The organism is Jannaschia seohaensis (assembly GCF_900116765.1).
In the GTDB taxonomy this organism is placed as follows: domain Bacteria; phylum Pseudomonadota; class Alphaproteobacteria; order Rhodobacterales; family Rhodobacteraceae; genus Jannaschia; species Jannaschia seohaensis.
Map to the genome: position 1 here is coordinate 20,170 of NZ_UETC01000024.1, position 18,533 is coordinate 38,702.

Consider the following 18,533-nt stretch of genomic DNA (forward strand, 5'->3'; position numbering starts at 1 on the left):
GCGCTAGTGATTCGTTCACGCTGATTAGATTCGATGATTCCGTCGGAGGGACACGGATGGCCAAAGACACGGACGACCAGAAGCCCGACGCCGAGGGCGATATCTCGCTCGATATGAGCCAGGCCGCCGTCAAGCGCATGATCGCCGAGGCCAAGGCCCGCGGATACATCACCTACGATCAACTCAATCAGGTCCTGCCCCCGGAACAGGTCTCGTCCGAGCAGATCGAGGATGTGATGTCGATGCTCTCGGAGATGGGCATCAACATCGTCGAGGCCGAGGAAGCCGAGGAAGAGGACGACCAGAAGCCGCAGGGCTCCACCGAACTGGTCGACGCCTCCAAGAAAGGCGGCGCCGTCGCCACCGCCGAGCAGTCCGAGCAGAAGCTCGACCGCACCGACGACCCGGTGCGCATGTATCTGCGGGAAATGGGCTCGGTCGAGCTGCTGTCGCGCGAGGGCGAGATCGCCATCGCCAAGCGCATCGAGGCCGGCCGCAACACGATGATCCTGGGCCTCTGCGAGAGCCCGCTGACATTCCAGGCGATTACGATCTGGCGGGACGAACTTCTGTCCGAAGACATCCTCCTTCGCGACGTGATCGACCTGGAGACGACCTTCGGCGACCAGATGGAGGAGGAGGCCGACACGCCCGTCGCCTCCGCCGCCACCCCGGCCAATGACAACAAGGCCGAGTCGAAGACCGAGCTCGACGCCGACGGCAACCCGATCACTTCGGACGACGACGACGATGACGACGAGGGCGCCAACATGTCCCTCGCGGCGATGGAGGCCGCGCTCAAGCCCCGCGTGCTGGAGACGCTGGACCGCATCGCCGAGGATTACGCCAAACTGTCCGATATGCAGGACATGCGGATCTCGGCCACGCTGAACGAGGATGGCAGCTTCTCGCAGCAGGACGAGGAGACCTACCAGGCGCTCCGCTCCGAGATTGTGGAACTGGTCAACGGGCTGCACCTGCACAACAACCGCATCGAGGCGCTGATCGACCAGCTCTACGGCATCAACCGCCGCATCATGTCGATCGATTCGGGCATGGTGAAGCTGGCCGACCAGGCCCGCATCAACCGCCGCGAGTTCATCGAAGCCTATCGCGGCGCCGAGTTGGACCCGACCTGGGTCGACCGGATGGCCGCCAAGGACGGACGCGGCTGGCAGGCGCTGTTCGAGCGCTCCCGCGACAAGGTCGAGGAGTTGCGCGCCGACATGGCGCAGGTCGGCCAATATGTGGGGGTCGATATCGGCGAATACCGCCGCATCGTGAACCAGGTGCAGAAGGGCGAGAAGGAAGCCCGGCAGGCCAAGAAGGAGATGGTCGAGGCCAACCTGCGCCTCGTGATCTCCATCGCGAAGAAATACACCAACCGCGGCTTGCAGTTCCTGGACCTGATCCAGGAGGGCAATATCGGCCTGATGAAGGCGGTCGATAAGTTCGAATATCGCCGCGGCTACAAGTTCTCGACCTACGCGACCTGGTGGATCCGGCAGGCGATCACCCGATCGATAGCCGACCAGGCCCGCACGATCCGCATCCCGGTCCACATGATCGAGACGATCAACAAGCTGGTCCGCACCGGCCGCCAGATGCTGCACGAAATCGGCCGCGAACCGACGCCAGAGGAGCTGGCCGCCAAGCTGCAGATGCCGCTCGAAAAGGTCCGCAAGGTGATGAAGATCGCCAAGGAGCCGATCTCGCTGGAGACGCCCATCGGCGACGAGGAAGATTCGCAGCTCGGCGACTTCATCGAGGACAAGAACGCCGTCCTCCCGCTCGACAGCGCCATTCAGGAGAACCTGAAGGAGACCACGACCCGCGTGCTCTCGTCGCTGACGCCCCGCGAGGAGCGGGTCCTGCGCATGCGTTTCGGCATCGGGATGAACACCGACCACACCCTGGAGGAAGTCGGCCAGCAATTCTCGGTCACCCGCGAACGCATCCGCCAGATCGAGGCGAAGGCGCTGCGCAAGCTCAAGCATCCGTCGCGCTCGCGCAAGCTGCGCAGCTTCCTGGATCAGTGAGGGTCCCGCAGCCCGAGGGCTGCAAGGGGAGCCTGAAATGGATCCAGCGGGCCGTCGAACGGCGGCCCGATCTGCTCAATCTCCCCAATCGGCGGCGGGTGGAGTGGCTCTCGCCGTTGCGGTCGGACGATTGGGCAGAATATTCGGACGAGGATTCTCTCCGCCGCCTCGGGCTCTCGGATCATGGCGCGGCCCTACGCGCCTTCTGGCCCCGGCGCGGCCCACAATGGGACGCCCTGGGACATATCGACGGCGCCCCCGTTCTGGTGGAAGCCAAGGCCCATCTGGCTGAGTTTCTTTCGCCTGCGACGCAGGCCGGCCCATCCTCCCGGCCCCGGATCGAGGCCGCCTTCGGGACCGTCCAGAGAGCCGAAGGTCTCCGCCCGCCCGCCGACTGGACGCGCTGCCTCTACCAATTGGCGAACCGCATCGCGCATCTTTGGTTCATGCGATCCCGCGGACTTGACGCGACGCTCCTGCTGGTCGGCTTCGTCGGAGATCGCGACATGTCCGGGCCGGAGCACCCCGAAACCTGGGCAAGCGCCGAGGCCGTGGCATTCCACGCGTTGGGACTGTCAAACGGTCACACGTTGCGCCGGTCCATCGTCTCGGTGCATCCACATGTCCAGGAACTTGAGTGACGCGACACAGGAGGACTCCGATGTCCTGGCTTTCCAAGATTTTCGGCGGCGCCCCGTCCGAGCCCGAGCCGCTCCCGGCCGAGGAATACAAGGGCTTCGCCATCACCCCGGCGCCGCAGAAGACGAGCGACGGGTTTCGCATCGCGGCGACGATCGAGAGGGATGGCAAGACCCATCACATGATCCGCGCGGACACGCTGCGCGACCATGACGGGGCGGTCGAGGCCACGATGCTGAAGGCAAAGCAAGTCATCGACCAACAGGGCGACCGCATCTTCTTGTGACGGCGCGGGCTTGGCCGGTGCCAGGGCCGCCGCCGTCAGCCATCGGATTTGGGTGGGCCCCTGTCATCGGGCTCCGCGTCGGTTCCGGTCGTGACCGAGTTCGGGTCATGGGAGGCCACAACGAGCCATGTCCATGTGCAAGCGGCCCTCCCGGGGCTCGGACCGCTGCTGAGCAAATACGCCACCCGACGCCCGGATCAGCGCCGCAGCCGCATCTCCAGCTTGTTCAGCGCCCGCGTCCAGAGACGCCGGTTCACCCCTTTATGGACGAAGGGGCGGGTCGTGCTCGGGTGGGTCGGCTGAAGCACGTCTTCCGCGACCGGTGGCCGGGTTCCGTCGCCCTCGACCTGGCCGGGAAGGTCGCGAAAGCCCCGCACCTCCGGCCCGTCCAGCCGCTCCGCCAGCGCGGCCCCCAGGGTGCGGCGCCCGAAGCGCGAGGTGGGCACCTCCGGCAGTTGCGCCAGCCAGGGTCGCGCCATATGCGCCATCGGCGCCGCGCCCAGCGCTTGCAACGCCCGCGCGCACTCGGCCTCGCTGCGCGCGAAGCGCCAGCCCGCCGCCCGCAGCCGTGGCACATCCAGCACCGAGAGCGCGTAGAAATACTGCGCCGTGGGGGAGCCCCGCCCCCCGGGCGGCACGAAATGGAAGGCCGCGCCCCCGGCCACCGGGCGGAACTGCCCCGCCCGCCGCCCCTGGCGTGGGCCCATGGCGATGAGCGGCGTCGCCACCATTTGCGCCGGGTCCGCGAAGACCGCCTCCAGATCGGCCCGCACCCCGGCATCCAGCGGCCGGATCGTCTGGCAATCGTCCTGCACGAACATCGCCCAACGCGCCTCACAGCGGTCGAACGCCGCCTGCATGTTGGCATAGAGCCCGCCCAGCCGCGCGCCCGCCCGTGCCTCCGGCCGCCAGACGGTCACGTCGCGCCCTACCAGCGCCTCCGCCACCCGAGGATCGGCGGAGCGGTCGTCCATCACCGTCACCGGCACTCCCGGCGCGTGCCGCGCGAGGCTGTCCAGGCACCAAGCCAGATGCGCGCCCCTGTCATAGCTGAACACGAAGATTTCGAGATCGTCCAAGCCGGCCCCTCCCCGCGCCCTACATGACCGCAGGATGCCCGCCACACAACCGAAGGCCCCCGATGCAGACCACCTTCACGCTCCAGACCCGCGGCCCCGGCCTGACCGAGTTCACCCGCCAGGTCGCCGCCTGGCTGCCCCGCGAAGACGGCCTCCTGACGCTGATGATCCGCCACACCTCCGCCAGCCTGCTGATCCAAGAGAATGCCGACCCCGAGGTCCAGACCGACCTGACCGAATGGCTGCACCGCACGGTGCCCCCTTCGACCGACCCGAGCCTGTCCTACCTGACCCATACCTATGAGGGCCCCGACGACATGCCCGGCCATATCAAGGCCATGCTGCTGCCGGTCTCGCTTCAGATCCCTGTTGCGCGAGGGACGATGCGGCTCGGGACGTGGCAAGGGATCTACCTCGTAGAGCACCGCACCCGCCCGCATACCCGCGAGGTTGCCGCCCATTTCGCCGCCGACCGCTGAGCTCTTGCCACGCAACCCCTGGGGGGGCAGAGTGATCTGGCACCCAGCCATGGCACAAGGTGCCACATCTGGCGGACCACAGCGAGCGGAGACCGAGCGATGCGCTGCCCCTTTTGCGGGAATGTCGACACCCAGGTGAAGGATTCGCGTCCCGCGGAAGATCACGTCGCCATCCGCCGCCGCCGCTTCTGCCCGGCCTGCGGCGGCCGCTTCACCACCTATGAGCGGGTGCAATTGCGCGATCTGGTGGTGGTGAAATCCTCCGGCAAGCGGGAGGAGTTCGACCGGCTCAAGCTGGAACGCTCGATCCGCATCTCGATGCAGAAGCGCCCGATCGACCCGGAGCGGATCGACCAGATGATCTCGGGCATCGTGCGGCGGCTGGAGAGCATGGGCGACACCGACATCCCCTCCAAGACGATCGGCGAGATCGTGATGGAGCGGCTGGCGGCCATCGACACCGTCGCCTATGTGCGCTTCGCCAGCGTCTACAAGAACTTCCAGGCCGCGGACGATTTCGAGGATTTCGTGGCCGAGCTGCGCCCGCCCGCGCCCGATACGTGATGACCGCCACGTGAGCGACCACGGCCGATGGATGGGCGCCGCGCTGGCCCTGGCCGCGCGGGGCCTGGGCCGCGTCTGGCCGAACCCGGCGGTGGGCTGCATCATCGTAGCCGGGGGCCGTATGGTGGGACGCGGGCGCACCGCCGATGGCGGACGGCCCCATGCCGAGACGGTCGCGCTCGCGCAAGCGGGCGAGGCCGCGCGGGGGGCCACGGCCTATGTCACGCTGGAACCCTGCGCCCATCACGGGGTTACCCCGCCCTGTGCCGAATCGCTGATCGCCGCGGGTGTCGCCCGGGTTGTCATAGCGCAGCGGGACCCCGACCCGCGGGTCGATGGAGGCGGCGTGGCGCGGCTGCGCGCCGCGGGGACCGAGGTGATCGAAGGCGTCCGGGAGGCGGAGGCCCGCGGCCTCCAGGCGGGCTTCCTCAGCCGCATCCAACGCGGGCGGCCGCTGCTGACGCTCAAACTCGCCACCACGCTCGACGGCCGGATCGCCACCGCCTCGGGCGAGAGCCAGTGGATCACCGGGCCCTTCGCCCGCGCCCATGTCCACGGGCAACGGGCCTGCCATGACGCGGTGATGGTCGGCGCCGGGACCGCGCGCGCCGACGATCCGCAATTGACGGTGCGGGGCCAGGGCGACGTGCCGCAACCCGTGCGCATCGTTCTCTCCCGCCGTCTGGACGTGCCACAGGATAGCGCCTTGACCCGCTCCACGGCGATCGCCCCGGTCTGGATGCTGCATGGCCCACACGCCGCCCCCGCACGCCGCGCCGCGCTGGAAGCGACGGGCGTCATCTGCCAGCCCGTTCCGTCCTTGGGCGGCGGCCTGGACCTCGCCGCGGCGCTCGGCCTGCTGGCGGAGCGCGGCCTCTCCCGCGTCTATTGCGAAGGCGGGGGCACGCTCGCCGCGGCCCTTCTGCAAGCCGGACTGGTCGATCGGCTGGACTGCTACACCGCCGGGGCCGCCATCGGCGCGGAAGGCATCCCCGCCCTGGGCGCGATGGGCCTCTCGGCCCTCGCCGACGCCCCGCGTCTTACGCTGAAGGAGATGCGCCGCCTCGGCCCCGACGTGCTGACCCGCTGGGCATCCGACCACTAACCTTTCAGCAACAAAGGTTAACCGCCCCTTCTTCTGGCCGGAAATACTCCGGGGGGATCGGCCATGGGCCGATGGGGGGCAGAGCCCCCCTCCCCGCCCGCGGCCAGGCTCAGACCGCGGCCTTGAGCGCCTCCGCCAGATCCGTCTTCTCCCAGGAGAAACCGCCATCGGCGTCGGGCGCCCGGCCGAAATGGCCATAAGCCGCCGTGCGCTGGTAGATCGGGCGGTTCAGCTGGAGGTGCCGGCGGATGCCGCGCGGGGTCAGGTCCATGACCTGGCTCACCGCGCGCTCGATCTCGGCCTCGTCGACCTCGCCGGTGCCGTGGGTGTCGACATAGATCGAGAGCGGCTTGGCCACCCCGATCGCATAGCTCAGCTGCAAGGTCGCGCGGCTGGCAAGGCCCGCGGCGACGATGTTCTTGGCGAGGTAGCGCGCCGCATAGGCCGCTGAGCGGTCGACCTTGGTCGGATCCTTGCCCGAAAAGGCCCCGCCCCCATGCGGCGCGGCGCCGCCATAGGTGTCGACGATGATCTTGCGGCCGGTCAGCCCCGCATCGCCATCCGGCCCGCCGATGACGAATTTTCCGGTGGGGTTGACCCACCATTCGGTCGCCTCCGTCAGCCAGCCCTCGGGCAAGGTCTCGCGGATATAGGGCTCGACGACGGAGCGCACATCGTCGGAGGTCATGTCCTCGTCGAGATGCTGGGTCGAGAGCACGACGGACGACACGCCGACCGGACGCCCGTTCTCGTAACGCACCGTCAGCTGCGACTTGGCGTCGGGGCCGAGGCTGGGCTCGGTGCCGTTCTTGCGCACTTCGGCCAGGCGACGGAGGATCGCGTGAGCGTAGAGGATCGGTGCCGGCATCAGCTCCGGCGTCTCGTCACAGGCATAGCCGAACATGATGCCCTGGTCGCCCGCGCCCTCGTCTCTGTTCTCCGCGGCAGTCACGCCTTGGGCGATATGGGCCGACTGCTCATGGAGCAGGTTCGTCACCTCGCAGGTCGCGTGGTGGAACTTGTCCTGCTCATAGCCGATATCCTTGATGCAATCGCGGGCGATCTGCTCGATCCGCTCCATCTGATGGGCGAGGTTCGACTGGTCGGCGAGGCCGATCTCGCCACCAATGACGACGCGATTGGTCGTGGCGAAGGTCTCGCAAGCGACCCGGGCCTCCGGCTCTTCGGCGAGAAGGGCATCGAGCACGGCGTCGGAGATCCGGTCGCAGACTTTGTCCGGATGCCCCTCCGACACGGATTCGGAGGTGAAGGAATGGGTCTTGCGAACGGTCATGGGATGCTCCGGTAAAAGATGCGGACGCTCCGTCAGGAAGCCGTTGGAGCGCGGTCGGCCTTCCCTATGCGCGAACGTTCCCGGCGTCCACCGCTCTTGCGCGCTTGCGGATCGCCAGCGTCGCCAGCACCGTCAGGATCAGCGCCAAAGCCGGCCAATCGCCGATCCGGACATAGGGCGTCGGGGCCGCCGCCGGCGGCAGCAGGGCGTCCAGATGCCCCACCTCGTTCAGACCCAGCGTCGCGATCAGCCCGCCACGGGCGTCGATCACCGCCGAGATGCCGGTATTGGCGGCGCGCAGCACGGGCAGGCCGCTCTCGGCCGCGCGGAGGCGGGCCAGGGCGAGATGCTGGCGCGGCCCCGCCCCCTGACCGAACCAGGCGTCGTTGGTGAGGTGGAGGATGGCCCGGGGCCGGTCAGCGGCGCGGATGTCCTGCGGAAAGATCGCCTCGTAGCAGATCAACGGCAGAACGGGACCGAGACCGGGAATCTCGATGAGATCCGGACCCGGCCCGGGCGCATAGCGCCCGGCCAGCTGCGCCGCCAGGGGACCGATGCCCAGCGCCTCGGCGACCTGCGGCAGCGGGAGGTACTCGCCGAACGGCACGAGGCGATGCTTGTCGTAGACATGGGCGATCTCGCCTTCGGACCCGGTCAGCAGCACGGCGGCATTGCGCGGCGCCCCGTCGTCGTCATAGCGCTGCGCGCCGATCAGGACCGGCCCGTCCGCCGCGTTGGACAGGATCGGGCGGATGTCCTCGGAATAGCTCAACAGCTGCGGCAGAGAGGTCTCGGGCCAGACGGTCAGCGCCACCGGCGCGACCTTGGGGGCGGCCGTCGCCTCCAGCCCGCGGCGGAAGAAGATACCGATGAAATCCGGATCCCACTTCTGAGCCTGCGGCGCGTTGGGCTGGACGAGGCGGATCACCGGCGCATCCGGCGCGGCCTCGGCGGTGGGCGGCCCGATCGTCGCCAAGGCGAAGGGCGCCGAGAGCAGCGCCACACCGAAGGCGGAGAGGGCGGGCCGCCAGGTGGCGATCAGGCCGATCCCCAGCAGCAGACACAGGCCCAACCCATGCGCGCCGAGGATCCCCGCCGAGGGGAGCGCGGGCGAGGCGATCAGCACATGGCCGGGCATCGCCCAGGGAAAGCCCGTCAGCACATAGGCGCGGGCGAGTTCCGCCGCGCCGAGCGCCGCCGCGACCCCGAGAGCGCCGCCGAGCCGCGCCCCCACGGCCCCGGCCATGGCCCAGAACAGGCCAAGCCCGAGAGAGATCGCGCCCAGAGCGATCGGTGCGAGCCAGCCCGTCGCGGCGGCATCGACGAAGAACGGCTCGACGATCCAGTGCAGGGCCACCGCGAAATGCGCCGCGCCGAAGATCCAGCCCGCAAGCCCCGGCACGCGCGCCCGGGCGATCAGCACAAGGCCCAGCCCATACCCCGCCAGCGCCACGGGCCACAGGCCCCAGGGCGCCTGGCCCAAGGCCGCAGCCGCGCCCGCCAGCGCCCAGAGGAGGGGCCCGGTCAGCCAGCGCGGAAGGATCATGTCAGGCCGCGCGCGGCATTCGCAGGCGCAACCGCTTGATGCGGCGGGGATCGGCGTCGACGACTTCGATCTCCATGCCCGAGGGGTGGGGGATGACCTCGCCCCGCTCCGGCACGCGGCCGGCCAGCATGAAGACCAGCCCGCCCAGCGTGTCGATCTCTTCCTGGTCCTCGTCCTCGGCCAGGGCGAAGCCGATCTCGTCCTCGAACTCGTCGAGCGGCGTGCGGGCGAGCGCGAGGTAGCAGCCGGACTTTTCCTGCCGCCAGAGGCGTCCCTCGTCCTGGTCGTGCTCGTCCTCGATTTCGCCGATGACCTGCTCGATCAGGTCTTCCAGCGTCACGAGCCCGTCGACCCCGCCATATTCGTCGATCACCAGCGCCATATGGATACGCTGGGTCTGCATCTTGGTCAGCAGCACGGCGACCGGCATGGAGGGCGGCGCATAGATCAGCGGCCGGATCAGCGGACGGATGTCGAACGGCTTTTCCCGGTCGCCGTTGAAGCCATGGTTCAGCGCGAGGTCTTTCAGGTGGATCATCCCCACCGGCTCGTCCAGCGTGGTCTCGAAGACCGGCAGCCGTGTCATCCCCGAGGAGCGAAACGTGGCGACCAGATCGTGCAGGTCGATATCGGCTGGAACGGCGACGACCTCGGCCCGGGGGATCAGCACGTCGTCGAGCCGCTTGTCCTGGAGCCCCAGAAGGCCGGGGTGATGCGCCTTGGCGCCGTTGTCGGTATGGTCTTTCGTCATGGCCGCCTGCTCCGTTGGAGCGAATCCGCCAAAAAGTCGCGCCATGAACCCGGCCCGCGCCGGTCTGCCGCTGAGAGGGGTCTCTTCGGCTGTATGGCCTTCAGTGGGCCGCGCGCTTTGCGCGGCGTTAGACGATCCGTCTTCGGTCATCGGACCCGGAGGGCTCCCGTTAGGTGACGGGCATCGGGCCCGCACCGTTCAATTTAGGGACCGGCATACGGATCGGGAAGACCCAAACCCGCGAGAATGCGGGTTTCCGCCGCTTCCATCAGCGCGGCATCCGCATCGGTCTCGTGATCGTAGCCCAAAAGATGCAGTGTGGCGTGGACCAGAAGATGGGTCACATGGGCGTCGAAGGGCTTTCCCTGCTCCTCCGCCTCGCGGAGACAGGTCTCCCAGGCGATGGCGATATCGCCCAGTTCCGGCTCGGAGCCCGGTGGCGTTGGATGGGCGCCCGGGGTCTCGGCCCCGCGCTCCTCCGAGGGCCAGGAGAGCACGTTGGTCGGCTGCTCCTTGCCTCGGAATTCGCCGTTGAGCGCGGCGATCCGCGTATCGTCGCAGCCCATGACGACGACCTCGCGGGGCCCACTCACCCCGCAATCGGCCAAGGCGGCGGGGATGGCCACGCCGCAGAGCCGCTCCAGCGCGTCCCAGCGCGGATCCTCGACCACGACATCGATTTCGGGTTCGGACTCGGTCATGCGCCCATGAAGCCCCAGCCGGCGGGGACGAAACCGAAGCGGAGCGCCGCCTCGGAGCATGTCCGCTCTTCCACGAGGATCCGCTCCAGGGTCAGGTCCACCACCGGGGTCTGCACCTCGATCGCCTCCTCCTCGTCATCCTCTGCGGGGAAGTGCTCGACGTCGTAGCCGCGATCCTCCAGCCAGCCCATGAATTCGGTGGCGTCGGCCTCGGGTCCGGCGTTGAAATGCAGGTCGATCATGGCGCGGGCGGGCAGCTTGGCCTGCCCCTCGATCTCCGCCCATTGCGCGCGGCTCGCGGCCTCTTGCGCTGCGGTGTCGATCATTCCCGGGCGTCCCGGACGGCACGGGCCGCTTCGCGCCGCGTATCGTCGGCCTCATAGGCGGTGATGATTTTTGCAACCAACGGATGCCGGACCACGTCCGCGGCGGTGAAGTAGTTGAAGCTGATCCCGTCCACCCCTTTCAGAATCGACTCGGCATCCCGCAGACCCGAATACACCCCGCGCGGCAAGTCCACCTGGGACCGGTCCCCGGTAATCGCCATGCGCGACCCTTGCCCCAGCCGGGTGAGGAACATCTTCATCTGCATCGTCGTCGCGTTCTGCGCCTCGTCCAGAATGACGAAGGCGTTGTTGAGCGTCCGGCCGCGCATGAAGGCCAGCGGCGCGATTTCCACCTGCCTTTCCTCGCGCAGCTTGATCAGCTGCTTGCCAGGCAGGAAGTCGTTCAGCGCGTCGTAGAGCGGCTGCATATAGGGGTCGATCTTGTCGTCCTGCGTGCCGGGCAGAAATCCGAGCTTCTCGCCCGCCTCGACGGCGGGTCGGGTCAGGATGATGCGGTCGACCTCGCCCTGGAGGAATTTCGACACCGCCACGGCGACGGCGATATAGGTCTTGCCGGTGCCGGCTGGGCCGATCCCAAAGGTCAATTCATGGTCGAGCAGCGCCTGGGTATAGGCCTTCTGGGCCTCGGTCCGCGGCTCCATGGTCTTCTTGCGGGTTCGAATCTCCAGCGCGGGGGCCGGGAACATCTCTCCCTGGTCGCCGTCGCGGGGCTCGGATTCGCCCTCCCTCAGACGGATCAGCCCGTCGATCACACCCATGGTCACGTCCTTGCCCGCCTCCAGGCGGGCATAGAGGCCGTTGAGCACGCGCTCGGCCTCGGGGGCGGCGTCGCCATGGACGAACAGCGCGTTGCCGCGATGCACGATCTGCACACCGAGCAACTGCTCGATCTGGGCAAGATGGGCGCCCCCCGGACCGACGAGGTCGATCATCAGGCGGTTGTCGGGAAACTCCAGCTGGAGGGCGATAGCGTCGGAAAGGGGTGCGGCCAAAGAGGGCTCCTGTGACGGGTCGCGCGTCAGGGTGACCCAGGGGGCGGGGCGGCGCAAGACGCCTGAAACAGGATATGGGGCCTGTCGCAGGAATTTCATCCATCCGCACAAAATGGGGGCCGCGACGGTCGTCGCGGCCCCCTGCCCCTCACCCGGTCGGAGGATCAGATCGGATCGTTGACGTCCTGGCCGGCGCGGAACGGCCCGGTCACGTATTCCGGCGGCGCATCGCCGCGGTTGCAAACGGGCAGCCCGGTGCGCGGATCGTAGCGGGTGGACAGATAGCCCTCGACCCCGTCATCGATCAGCCAGTGCTGGCAACCGCGCGGATCGACCCAGACGCCCGGCGACAGCTCCTGCAGGGAGGAGCGGCCGATGACCTGACGGTCGCGGATCTTGTCGGTGGCGGTGTTCGCCGTCTGGCACCCGGCCAGCACGGCCAGGGCGACGCCCGAAAGGATGATCTTGCGCATCGGTCAGTCTCCCGGGTTCATCATCATCATGCCACGGCAGACCGGGCGGCCATTGGGCATCAGGTGCGGTGTCATGAAGCCCTCGGCGCCATCATCCATCACCCAATGCTCGCAGCCATCGGGATCGACCCAGATCGTCGGGGTGTAGCGCTCGGCGAGGATGGTGCGCTCGGTGCCGCCGGCCATGGTGCGGCCGCGGGTCCAGACGCCGTTGCCCTGGGCGTCACGGGTAAACGTGTAAACATTGCCGGAAGAATCCCGGCCGACATCGCCGATCGTCTGCGCCGCGGCCGGCAGGGCGGCGCCAAGCGCCGCCACGAGCGCCGCGGCCCGGATCGTCCTGTGATAGATACGAGACACGGGGGTCCCCCCTGAATTGAGCCCGGCACCGCCCCGACGGGGGGGAGCGCACGGCGCGAAGGGCCTGAAACAGATGGCACCGCGAGCAGGCCCCGACAGGCCCGCGGCACCCCGCCTCAAACAGGCGAAACGGTCTGCGTGGACGCGGGACGGGGCAGCTGGCGCAGCGCGCGGTCGGACCCGTCTGTCGCGACGTCTCCCCCCGGGCGCGGAGGCTGGCAGACCCGTCCGCATCCCAATCGCATGGATGGTGGCAAGAGTATGCGCGCGATGCGGCCCCTTTGGGAAGCCCCTCTATCACCTTGAGCTTTCTAGAGAAACACTGCCTCCGGAGGGGGGCTTACCGTCCCCCCTGCCGAAACGATCAGACCAGTTCCGCGGCCAGGGAGTTGGGCTTGGCCTCGGTCACGCGCACCCGCGCGACCTGCCCCTTGAGCGAATCAGGGGCGATCACGTGGACCGCCTGAAGATAGTCCGACTTGCCCACCAACTGCCCCGGCAGCCGCCCGGCTTTCTCAAACAGCACATGCGTCTCGCGCCCGACCATGGCCTCCTGCGCGGCGCGCTGCTGCTGGCCGAGCAGCTCCTGGAGCCGCCGGAGCCGGTCTGCGGCGACCTCTTCAGGCACCCCCTCCTTCTCGGCGGCGGGGGTGCCGGGGCGGGCGGAATATTTGAAGCTATAGGCTTGGCCGTAGCCCACCCGCTCCACCAGGCGCAGCGTGTCCTGGAAATCCTCCTCGGTCTCGCCCGGAAAGCCCACGATGAAGTCGCCCGAGAGCAGCAGATCGGGCCGCGCGGCCCGCAGCCGGTCGATCAGCGCGACATATTGCTCGGCCGTATGCTTGCGGTTCATCGCCTTGAGGATCCGGTCCGAGCCCGCCTGCACCGGCAGGTGCAGATAAGGCATCAGCTTGGCGCAGGTCCCGTGCGCCTCGATCAGATCGTCGGTGAAGTCGTTGGGATGCGAGGTCGTGAAGCGGATGCGCTCCAGCCCCTCGATCTCGTCCAGCGCCCAGATCAGGCGGGCGAGCGACCAGGTGCCGCCCTCGGGCCCGTCGCCGTGATAGGCGTTCACGTTCTGGCCGAGCAGTGTGATCTCCTTCACGCCCCGATCGACCAGCGCGCGCGCCTCCGACATGAGCCGCGCGGCGGGGCGGCTGACCTCGGCGCCGCGCGTATAGGGGACGACGCAGAAGGCGCAGAACTTGTCGCAGCCCTCCTGCACGGTCAGGAAGGCGGTGGGTCGCACGGTCTTGGCCCCCGTTCCCACCCATGTGCGCGCCTGTGGCAGATGCTCGAACTTGTCCTCTTCGGGCATGTCCGTGTCGAGCGCCTTCTCCCCGCTCCGGGCGCGGGCGACGAGATCCGGCAGGCGGTGATAGGCCTGGGGTCCGACCACCAGATCGACGGCGGGCTGACGCGCCATGATCTCCGCCCCCTCGGCCTGGGCGACGCAGCCCGCGACGCCGATGCGCAGATCGGGGTTCTTCGCCTTGAGCCCCTTGAGCCGGCCCAACTCGCTATAGACCTTCTCTGCCGCCTTTTCGCGGATATGGCAGGTGTTGAGCAGGATCAGGTCGGCGTCCTCGGGACTGTCGGTCTGGACATAGCCCTGGGGGCCCATGGCCTCGGCCATGCGCTCGCTGTCATAGACGTTCATCTGACAGCCATAGGTCTTGACGTGCAGCTTCAGCGGATGGTCGGTCATCGGAGCGCTCCCTCGGGGGTCGCGGCGGTCTAGCCCAGGCCGCGCCGTTGCGAAAGAGCGCGGGGCGCGGCAAGGTCGCCCGATCATGGAGTTCGCATCCCTCGAAGACCTGACGGCACGGGCCGACACCCTGGGCACGGGCCCGGTTCTGGCGCTGCTGTGCGAAGACGGCGTCGAGCTGGCAAGCAGCCTGGAGCACCATCTGGCGCTCGGCTTCGCCGCCATCGTGCTGGCGCTGGCGCCCGGCGTGCCCCTGCCCGCCCCCCTCCCCGACCGCGTCCATCCCCTGCGCCTGGACCGCCGGCCGGACGATCTGGCCCCCGTCGTCGTCAACGCGCTGCTGGCGGGCCGCCCGGCGGGCGCCTGGACCGGCTGGTGCTACAATGCCGAATTCCTCCACACGCCCTTTTGCGAGACCCGACCCGTGGGCGCGGCGCTGGCCTTCTGCGCCGAAGAGCGGCGGGACCACTTGATCGCCGTGCTGGCCGATCTCTATCCGGCCGACCTCACCGCCCATCCCGGCGGCGTCGACCGGGAGAGCGCAATGCTGGACGCACGCGGCTATTACGCGCTGGGCCGCTGGGATCCGGCGCTTCGCGCCGAAAAGCCCCGGCAGGTCGACATTCATGGCGGGCTGCGCTGGCGCTTCGAGGAGCACGTGCCCTGGACCCGCCGCCGGATCGACCGCGTGGCGCTGATGCGGGCGCGGCCTGGGCTGCGCTTGCTGCCGGATCACCGGGTCTCGGTCGAGGAGATGAACACGATCCAGTGCGAATGGCACCATTCGATGACCGCCTGCATCACCTCGTTCCGCGCGGCCAAGGCGCTCGCGACCAATCCCGGATCGCGGGCGGCCATTCGGGGGTTTCGCTGGGACGGATCGGTGCCCTTCACCGGGGGCGCGCAGCAATTGATGGAGCTTGGCTTGATGGAACCCGGTCAGTGGTTCTGACACCGCCCCAGCACCTCGGACGCACCGCCCCACTCAACCGCCACTGCAAACCGCGCCCGCCCCATCCGGCCGTGCGGCGCCTTGTCTTCTTCTGGCCGAAAATACTCCGGGGGTCCTGGGGCTGGCCCCCGGCCGCTCCAAATGGCGATCCGGTCGAAGGGGGCTCCCCAACCAGGGCCGAACCCGGCGATCCAGACACACCGCATGACACCGGGGGAGAGACAACAAAAAACGCGCGCCCGACAGGGCGCGCGTCGCGTAAGTCGTCAGTAACAGCCGGGTGTCAGGCCTCGACGGTCTCGGACTTGCCTTCGAGGGCCGGGGACCGGGAACCCGACGCGATCTGGATGCGGCGGGGTTTCAGGGCTTCGGGCACCTGACGCTCCAACTCGATATGGAGCATGCCGTCCACATGGCTGGCACCCGTCACATGGACATGGTCGGCCAGCTGGAAGGTCTTCTCGAAAGCGCGCTGCGCGATGCCGCGATGCAGGTAGACCGGCTTTTCATCGGTCTCCGCCTTACGGGCGGTCACGGTCAGCTGGTTTTCCTTTGCCTCGATGTTGAGTTCGTCGGCGGTGAAGCCCGCGACGGCGATCGAGATCCGATAGGCGTTCTCGCCGAGCTTTTCGATGTTGTAGGGCGGATAGGTCGTCGCCGTGTCGGCGGCCATGGCGCGGTCGAGCATGGAGGCCATGCGGTCGAAACCGACGGTGGCACGGTAGAGCGGCGAGAAGTCGTAGGTACGCATTCAGTGCATCCTTTCAAAGCGATACATATGCTGACCCCCTCCAAAGCGGACCGGGGCCGTGATACACCGGACCCTGTTTCGGCATCCGGTATCGTTAATTTGGGAAGCACTTTTTCGCGGTTCAAGAGGGCCGGTCGGCCAAGAAATCGGGACGCGGCTGCGGACCGCCGCGCCGGCGCCGACCGGGCGGAACAGCTCAGGGTCCGCGCTCGGTCTTCTCCTGCAAGGCGTCCGTCCGCTTGGAGGCGTCGGCCTTGGAGAGACCAGGGGCGAAAACCTCCCTGGCTTCCTAGCAGAGCGTCTTGAGATAGGAAGCCTACGCTCCGGTCCTCATCGCCGTCACCCGCCAGTCCAGCCCCGTGAAAAAGGCGAGGCCCGCGCCCTAGAGCGGCTCTAGCTCGGCGAACTCGCCGAGCCTCACGCCCGAGTGCCGGAGAAGCGCGTCGCCCAATCCTCCCGCTGCGCGTCCGTGATCTTGGCAAAGAGCACATCCGGAACCTCGAACACATGCCCCGGCGGCAGCATTTTCAGCGCCGCCGCGAGATCGTCGGGCCAGCTGTCGTCCCCGGTCTTCATCGCCGCCAGCATCGCCGCCGCCGTATCCGGGATGAAGGGAGCGGAGACCACAGCGTAAAGACGGATCAGATTGAGCGCGAGGCGAATCTGCGCCGCCGCCTGTTCGGGATCGGTCTTGAACACCGACCAGGGCGCGGCCTCTTGCAGATATTCGTTGCCCAGCACCCACATCGCCCGAAGTTCGGCGGCGGCCTTGCGGATCTCGATGGCGTCCATATGCGTCTGATACGCGGTCAGACGCCCCGCCAGCTGCTCCGACAAATGCCGCTCGCGGTCGCCCCACTCGCCGCCCGCGGGCACTTCCTCGCCGAACTTGGAGCGGCAAAACTTGGTGACACGGCTGACGAAATTGCCCAGCACATCGGCCAGATCCTTGTTCACGTCGGCCTGGAATCGCTCCCAGGTGAACTCCGTGTCCGAGGTCTCCGGCGCATGGGACAGCAGCCACCAGCGCCAGTAATCGGCGGGCAGGATCTCCAGCGCTTGGTCCATGAAGACGCCCCGCCCCTGGGAGGTGCTGAACTGGCCGCCGTCATAATTCAGGTAGTTAAAGGACTTGAGGTAGTCGACGGTCTTCCAGGGCTCGCCCGAGCCCAGGACCGTCGCCGGGAAGGAGAGCGTGTGGAACGGCACGTTGTCCTTGCCCATGAACTGGACATAGCGGACGTCTTCGGCCCCCTCGTCCAACCGCCACCAACGGCGCCAAGCCGCGTCGTCGAGGCCGTTCGCGTCGGCCCATTCATTGGTCCCCGCGATGTATTCGATAGGCGCGTCGAACCAGACATAGAAGACCTTGCCCTCCATCCCCGGCCAGGGCTGATCGCCCTTGCGCACCGGCACGCCCCAGTGGAGGTCGCGGGTGATGCCCCGGTCCTGCAACCCGTCCCCGTCATGCAGCCATTTCTTGGCGATCGAGGTGGTCAGCACCGGCCAGCTATCTTGCCCGTCGATCCAGGCGTCGAGCCTGTCGCGCAGCTTGGATTGCAGCAGGAACAGGTGCTTGGTCTCGCGCACCTCCAGCTCGGTCGAGCCCGAGATGGCGGAGCGCGGCTCGATCAGGTCGGTCGGGTCGAGCTGCTTGGTGCAGTTCTCGCATTGGTCGCCCCGGGCCCGGTCATAACCGCAATTCGGGCAGGTCCCCTCGACATAGCGGTCGGGGAGGAAGCGGCCGTCGGCAACGGAGTAGACTTGGCGCGAGGCCCGCTCCTCGATGAGACCGTTCTCGTCCAGCTTGCCCGCGAAATGCTGGGTCAGGCGGTGGTTCTGCGGGCTCGACGAGCGGCCGAAATGATCGAAGGACAGGCGGAATCCGTCGGCCAGGTCCTTCTGCACCCGCCACATCTCGGCGCAATATTCCGCCACGGGCTTACCCGCCTTGGCGGCGGCCAGTTCGGCGGGGGTGCCGTGCTCGTCGGTGGCACAAATGAACATGACCTCGTCGCCCCGCGCCCTGCGGTAGCGGGCATAGAGGTCGGCGGGCAGCTGCGAACCGATCAGGTTCCCCAGATGCTTGATCCCATTGATATAGGGAATCGCGGAGGTGATGAGGGTGCGGGCCATGGGTCTCTCCGAACGGACAGCCCGCTTCTAGGGAGGCGCTCCGCTCCCCGCAAGCACCGCGCCCCCGCCCGGGCCGGTGGGCCTGGACGGGGGCGCATGCGCGGGGCGCTGCCGGGGAGAGAGAGACCGGGCGCGCATCGCGTGGTCCGCGCGGGCGGGGGGCAAGCCCGCGCAGGCGTTTAGCGGATCACTCGTCTTCGAGGCCTTCCGCGCGGATCTGGGCGTGGATGTCGGCGCCGTAGGCCGGCGTGCCCGAGATCAGCGTCGCGCCGACCTGGCCGCGGATGTCGTCCTGGGTCTCGAAGTCGGCGTTGAAGTGGGCGAAGACCGC

The 18,533-nt window shown here is 68.2% G+C and carries 18 protein-coding genes, 1 pseudogene and 1 riboswitch; of the genes and pseudogenes, 7 read left to right on the forward strand and 12 right to left on the reverse strand.

The genetic code is table 11. From position 1 onward, the window contains the following. The first annotated feature begins 56 nt into the window (after positions 1 to 56). From rpoD to DTQ71_RS22405, 3 genes are read left to right on the forward strand one after another with little or no spacing between them, the layout of a single operon-like run. Positions 57 to 2,039 carry an RNA polymerase sigma factor RpoD gene (rpoD, locus tag DTQ71_RS22395; protein WP_109566505.1) on the forward strand — a complete coding sequence of 661 codons (1,983 nt, stop codon included), beginning with the start codon at positions 57 to 59 and terminating at the stop codon, positions 2,037 to 2,039. Further along, positions 2,036 to 2,680 (forward strand): hypothetical protein, encoded by a 645-nt coding sequence (locus DTQ71_RS22400; RefSeq protein ID WP_109566506.1) that lies wholly within the window; start codon positions 2,036 to 2,038, stop codon positions 2,678 to 2,680. Before rpoD ends, DTQ71_RS22400 begins: the two co-directional genes overlap by 4 nt. A gap of 20 nt (positions 2,681 to 2,700) precedes the next feature. Then, entirely contained in the window at positions 2,701 to 2,964 is a 264-nt protein-coding gene (locus tag DTQ71_RS22405; protein ID WP_109566507.1) for an HlyU family transcriptional regulator, read from the forward strand. 197 nt (positions 2,965 to 3,161) lie between these two features. Here the strand turns inward: DTQ71_RS22405 and DTQ71_RS22410 are convergent, their stop codons facing one another. Further along, on the reverse strand, positions 3,162 to 4,043 hold the full coding sequence (locus tag DTQ71_RS22410) for a glycosyltransferase family A protein (protein ID WP_109566508.1): 882 nt from the start codon (positions 4,041 to 4,043) through the stop codon (positions 3,162 to 3,164). A gap of 62 nt (positions 4,044 to 4,105) precedes the next feature. Here DTQ71_RS22410 and DTQ71_RS22415 point away from each other — a divergent pair, with 62 nt between their 5' ends. The 3 genes from DTQ71_RS22415 (at position 4,106) to ribD (ending at position 6,191) form a co-directional block, all read left to right on the forward strand. Then, on the forward strand, positions 4,106 to 4,522 hold the full coding sequence (locus DTQ71_RS22415) for a secondary thiamine-phosphate synthase enzyme YjbQ (RefSeq protein WP_109566509.1): 417 nt from the start codon (positions 4,106 to 4,108) through the stop codon (positions 4,520 to 4,522). 99 nt (positions 4,523 to 4,621) lie between these two features. Then, on the forward strand, positions 4,622 to 5,086 hold the full coding sequence (gene nrdR / locus DTQ71_RS22420; RefSeq protein ID WP_109566510.1) for a transcriptional regulator NrdR: 465 nt from the start codon (positions 4,622 to 4,624) through the stop codon (positions 5,084 to 5,086). Between the two features lie 10 nt (positions 5,087 to 5,096). Continuing rightward, entirely contained in the window at positions 5,097 to 6,191 is a 1,095-nt protein-coding gene (gene ribD / locus DTQ71_RS22425) for a bifunctional diaminohydroxyphosphoribosylaminopyrimidine deaminase/5-amino-6-(5-phosphoribosylamino)uracil reductase RibD (protein ID WP_245947709.1), read from the forward strand. A gap of 109 nt (positions 6,192 to 6,300) precedes the next feature. On the opposite strand, the gene metK is transcribed toward ribD, so the two are convergent. The 9 genes and pseudogenes from metK to miaB form a co-directional block, all read right to left on the reverse strand. Further along, a complete protein-coding gene (gene metK, locus DTQ71_RS22430; protein ID WP_109566512.1) occupies positions 6,301 to 7,485 on the reverse strand; it encodes a methionine adenosyltransferase in 1,185 nt (394 codons plus the stop codon). A 4-nt stretch (positions 7,486 to 7,489) separates the two neighbouring features. Continuing rightward, positions 7,490 to 7,540: riboswitch (SAM-SAH riboswitch) on the reverse strand. 9 nt (positions 7,541 to 7,549) lie between these two features. Further along, entirely contained in the window at positions 7,550 to 9,031 is a 1,482-nt protein-coding gene (gene lnt / locus DTQ71_RS22435) for an apolipoprotein N-acyltransferase (protein WP_109566513.1), read from the reverse strand. A gap of 1 nt (position 9,032) precedes the next feature. After that, entirely contained in the window at positions 9,033 to 9,932 is a 900-nt protein-coding gene (locus DTQ71_RS22440; RefSeq protein WP_109566514.1) for a hemolysin family protein, read from the reverse strand. A gap of 53 nt (positions 9,933 to 9,985) precedes the next feature. Further along, complete coding sequence (gene ybeY / locus DTQ71_RS22445) at positions 9,986 to 10,483, reverse strand: rRNA maturation RNase YbeY (RefSeq protein ID WP_109566515.1); 498 nt, start codon at positions 10,481 to 10,483, stop codon at positions 9,986 to 9,988. Then, positions 10,480 to 10,809 (reverse strand): ribonuclease E inhibitor RraB, encoded by a 330-nt coding sequence (locus DTQ71_RS22450; protein ID WP_109566516.1) that lies wholly within the window; start codon positions 10,807 to 10,809, stop codon positions 10,480 to 10,482. The genes ybeY and DTQ71_RS22450 overlap by 4 nt, the downstream gene beginning before the upstream one ends. Further along, a complete protein-coding gene (locus DTQ71_RS22455) occupies positions 10,806 to 11,762 on the reverse strand; it encodes a PhoH family protein (RefSeq protein WP_245947710.1) in 957 nt (318 codons plus the stop codon). Before DTQ71_RS22455 ends, DTQ71_RS22450 begins: the two co-directional genes overlap by 4 nt. A 224-nt stretch (positions 11,763 to 11,986) precedes the next feature. Then, positions 11,987 to 12,295, reverse strand: coding sequence for a membrane lipoprotein lipid attachment site-containing protein (locus tag DTQ71_RS22460; RefSeq protein WP_109566518.1), 309 nt, complete (start codon positions 12,293 to 12,295; stop codon positions 11,987 to 11,989). A gap of 33 nt (positions 12,296 to 12,328) precedes the next feature. Continuing rightward, a pseudogene (locus tag DTQ71_RS25020) lies at positions 12,329 to 12,655 on the reverse strand (hypothetical protein); the annotation flags it as partial. A 364-nt stretch (positions 12,656 to 13,019) separates the two neighbouring features. After that, complete coding sequence (miaB, locus tag DTQ71_RS22470) at positions 13,020 to 14,363, reverse strand: tRNA (N6-isopentenyl adenosine(37)-C2)-methylthiotransferase MiaB (protein WP_109566519.1); 1,344 nt, start codon at positions 14,361 to 14,363, stop codon at positions 13,020 to 13,022. Between the two features lie 85 nt (positions 14,364 to 14,448). Here miaB and DTQ71_RS22475 point away from each other — a divergent pair, with 85 nt between their 5' ends. Continuing rightward, a complete protein-coding gene (locus tag DTQ71_RS22475) occupies positions 14,449 to 15,315 on the forward strand; it encodes a hypothetical protein (protein ID WP_109566520.1) in 867 nt (288 codons plus the stop codon). A gap of 283 nt (positions 15,316 to 15,598) precedes the next feature. Here the strand turns inward: DTQ71_RS22475 and DTQ71_RS22480 are convergent, their stop codons facing one another. After that, positions 15,599 to 16,066, reverse strand: a complete 468-nt coding sequence (locus DTQ71_RS22480) for an Hsp20 family protein (RefSeq protein WP_109566521.1) — start codon at positions 16,064 to 16,066, stop codon at positions 15,599 to 15,601. A 417-nt stretch (positions 16,067 to 16,483) separates the two neighbouring features. Beyond that, complete coding sequence (metG, locus tag DTQ71_RS22490; protein WP_109566522.1) at positions 16,484 to 18,202, reverse strand: methionine--tRNA ligase; 1,719 nt, start codon at positions 18,200 to 18,202, stop codon at positions 16,484 to 16,486. Between the last annotated feature and the right edge of the window lie 331 nt (positions 18,203 to 18,533).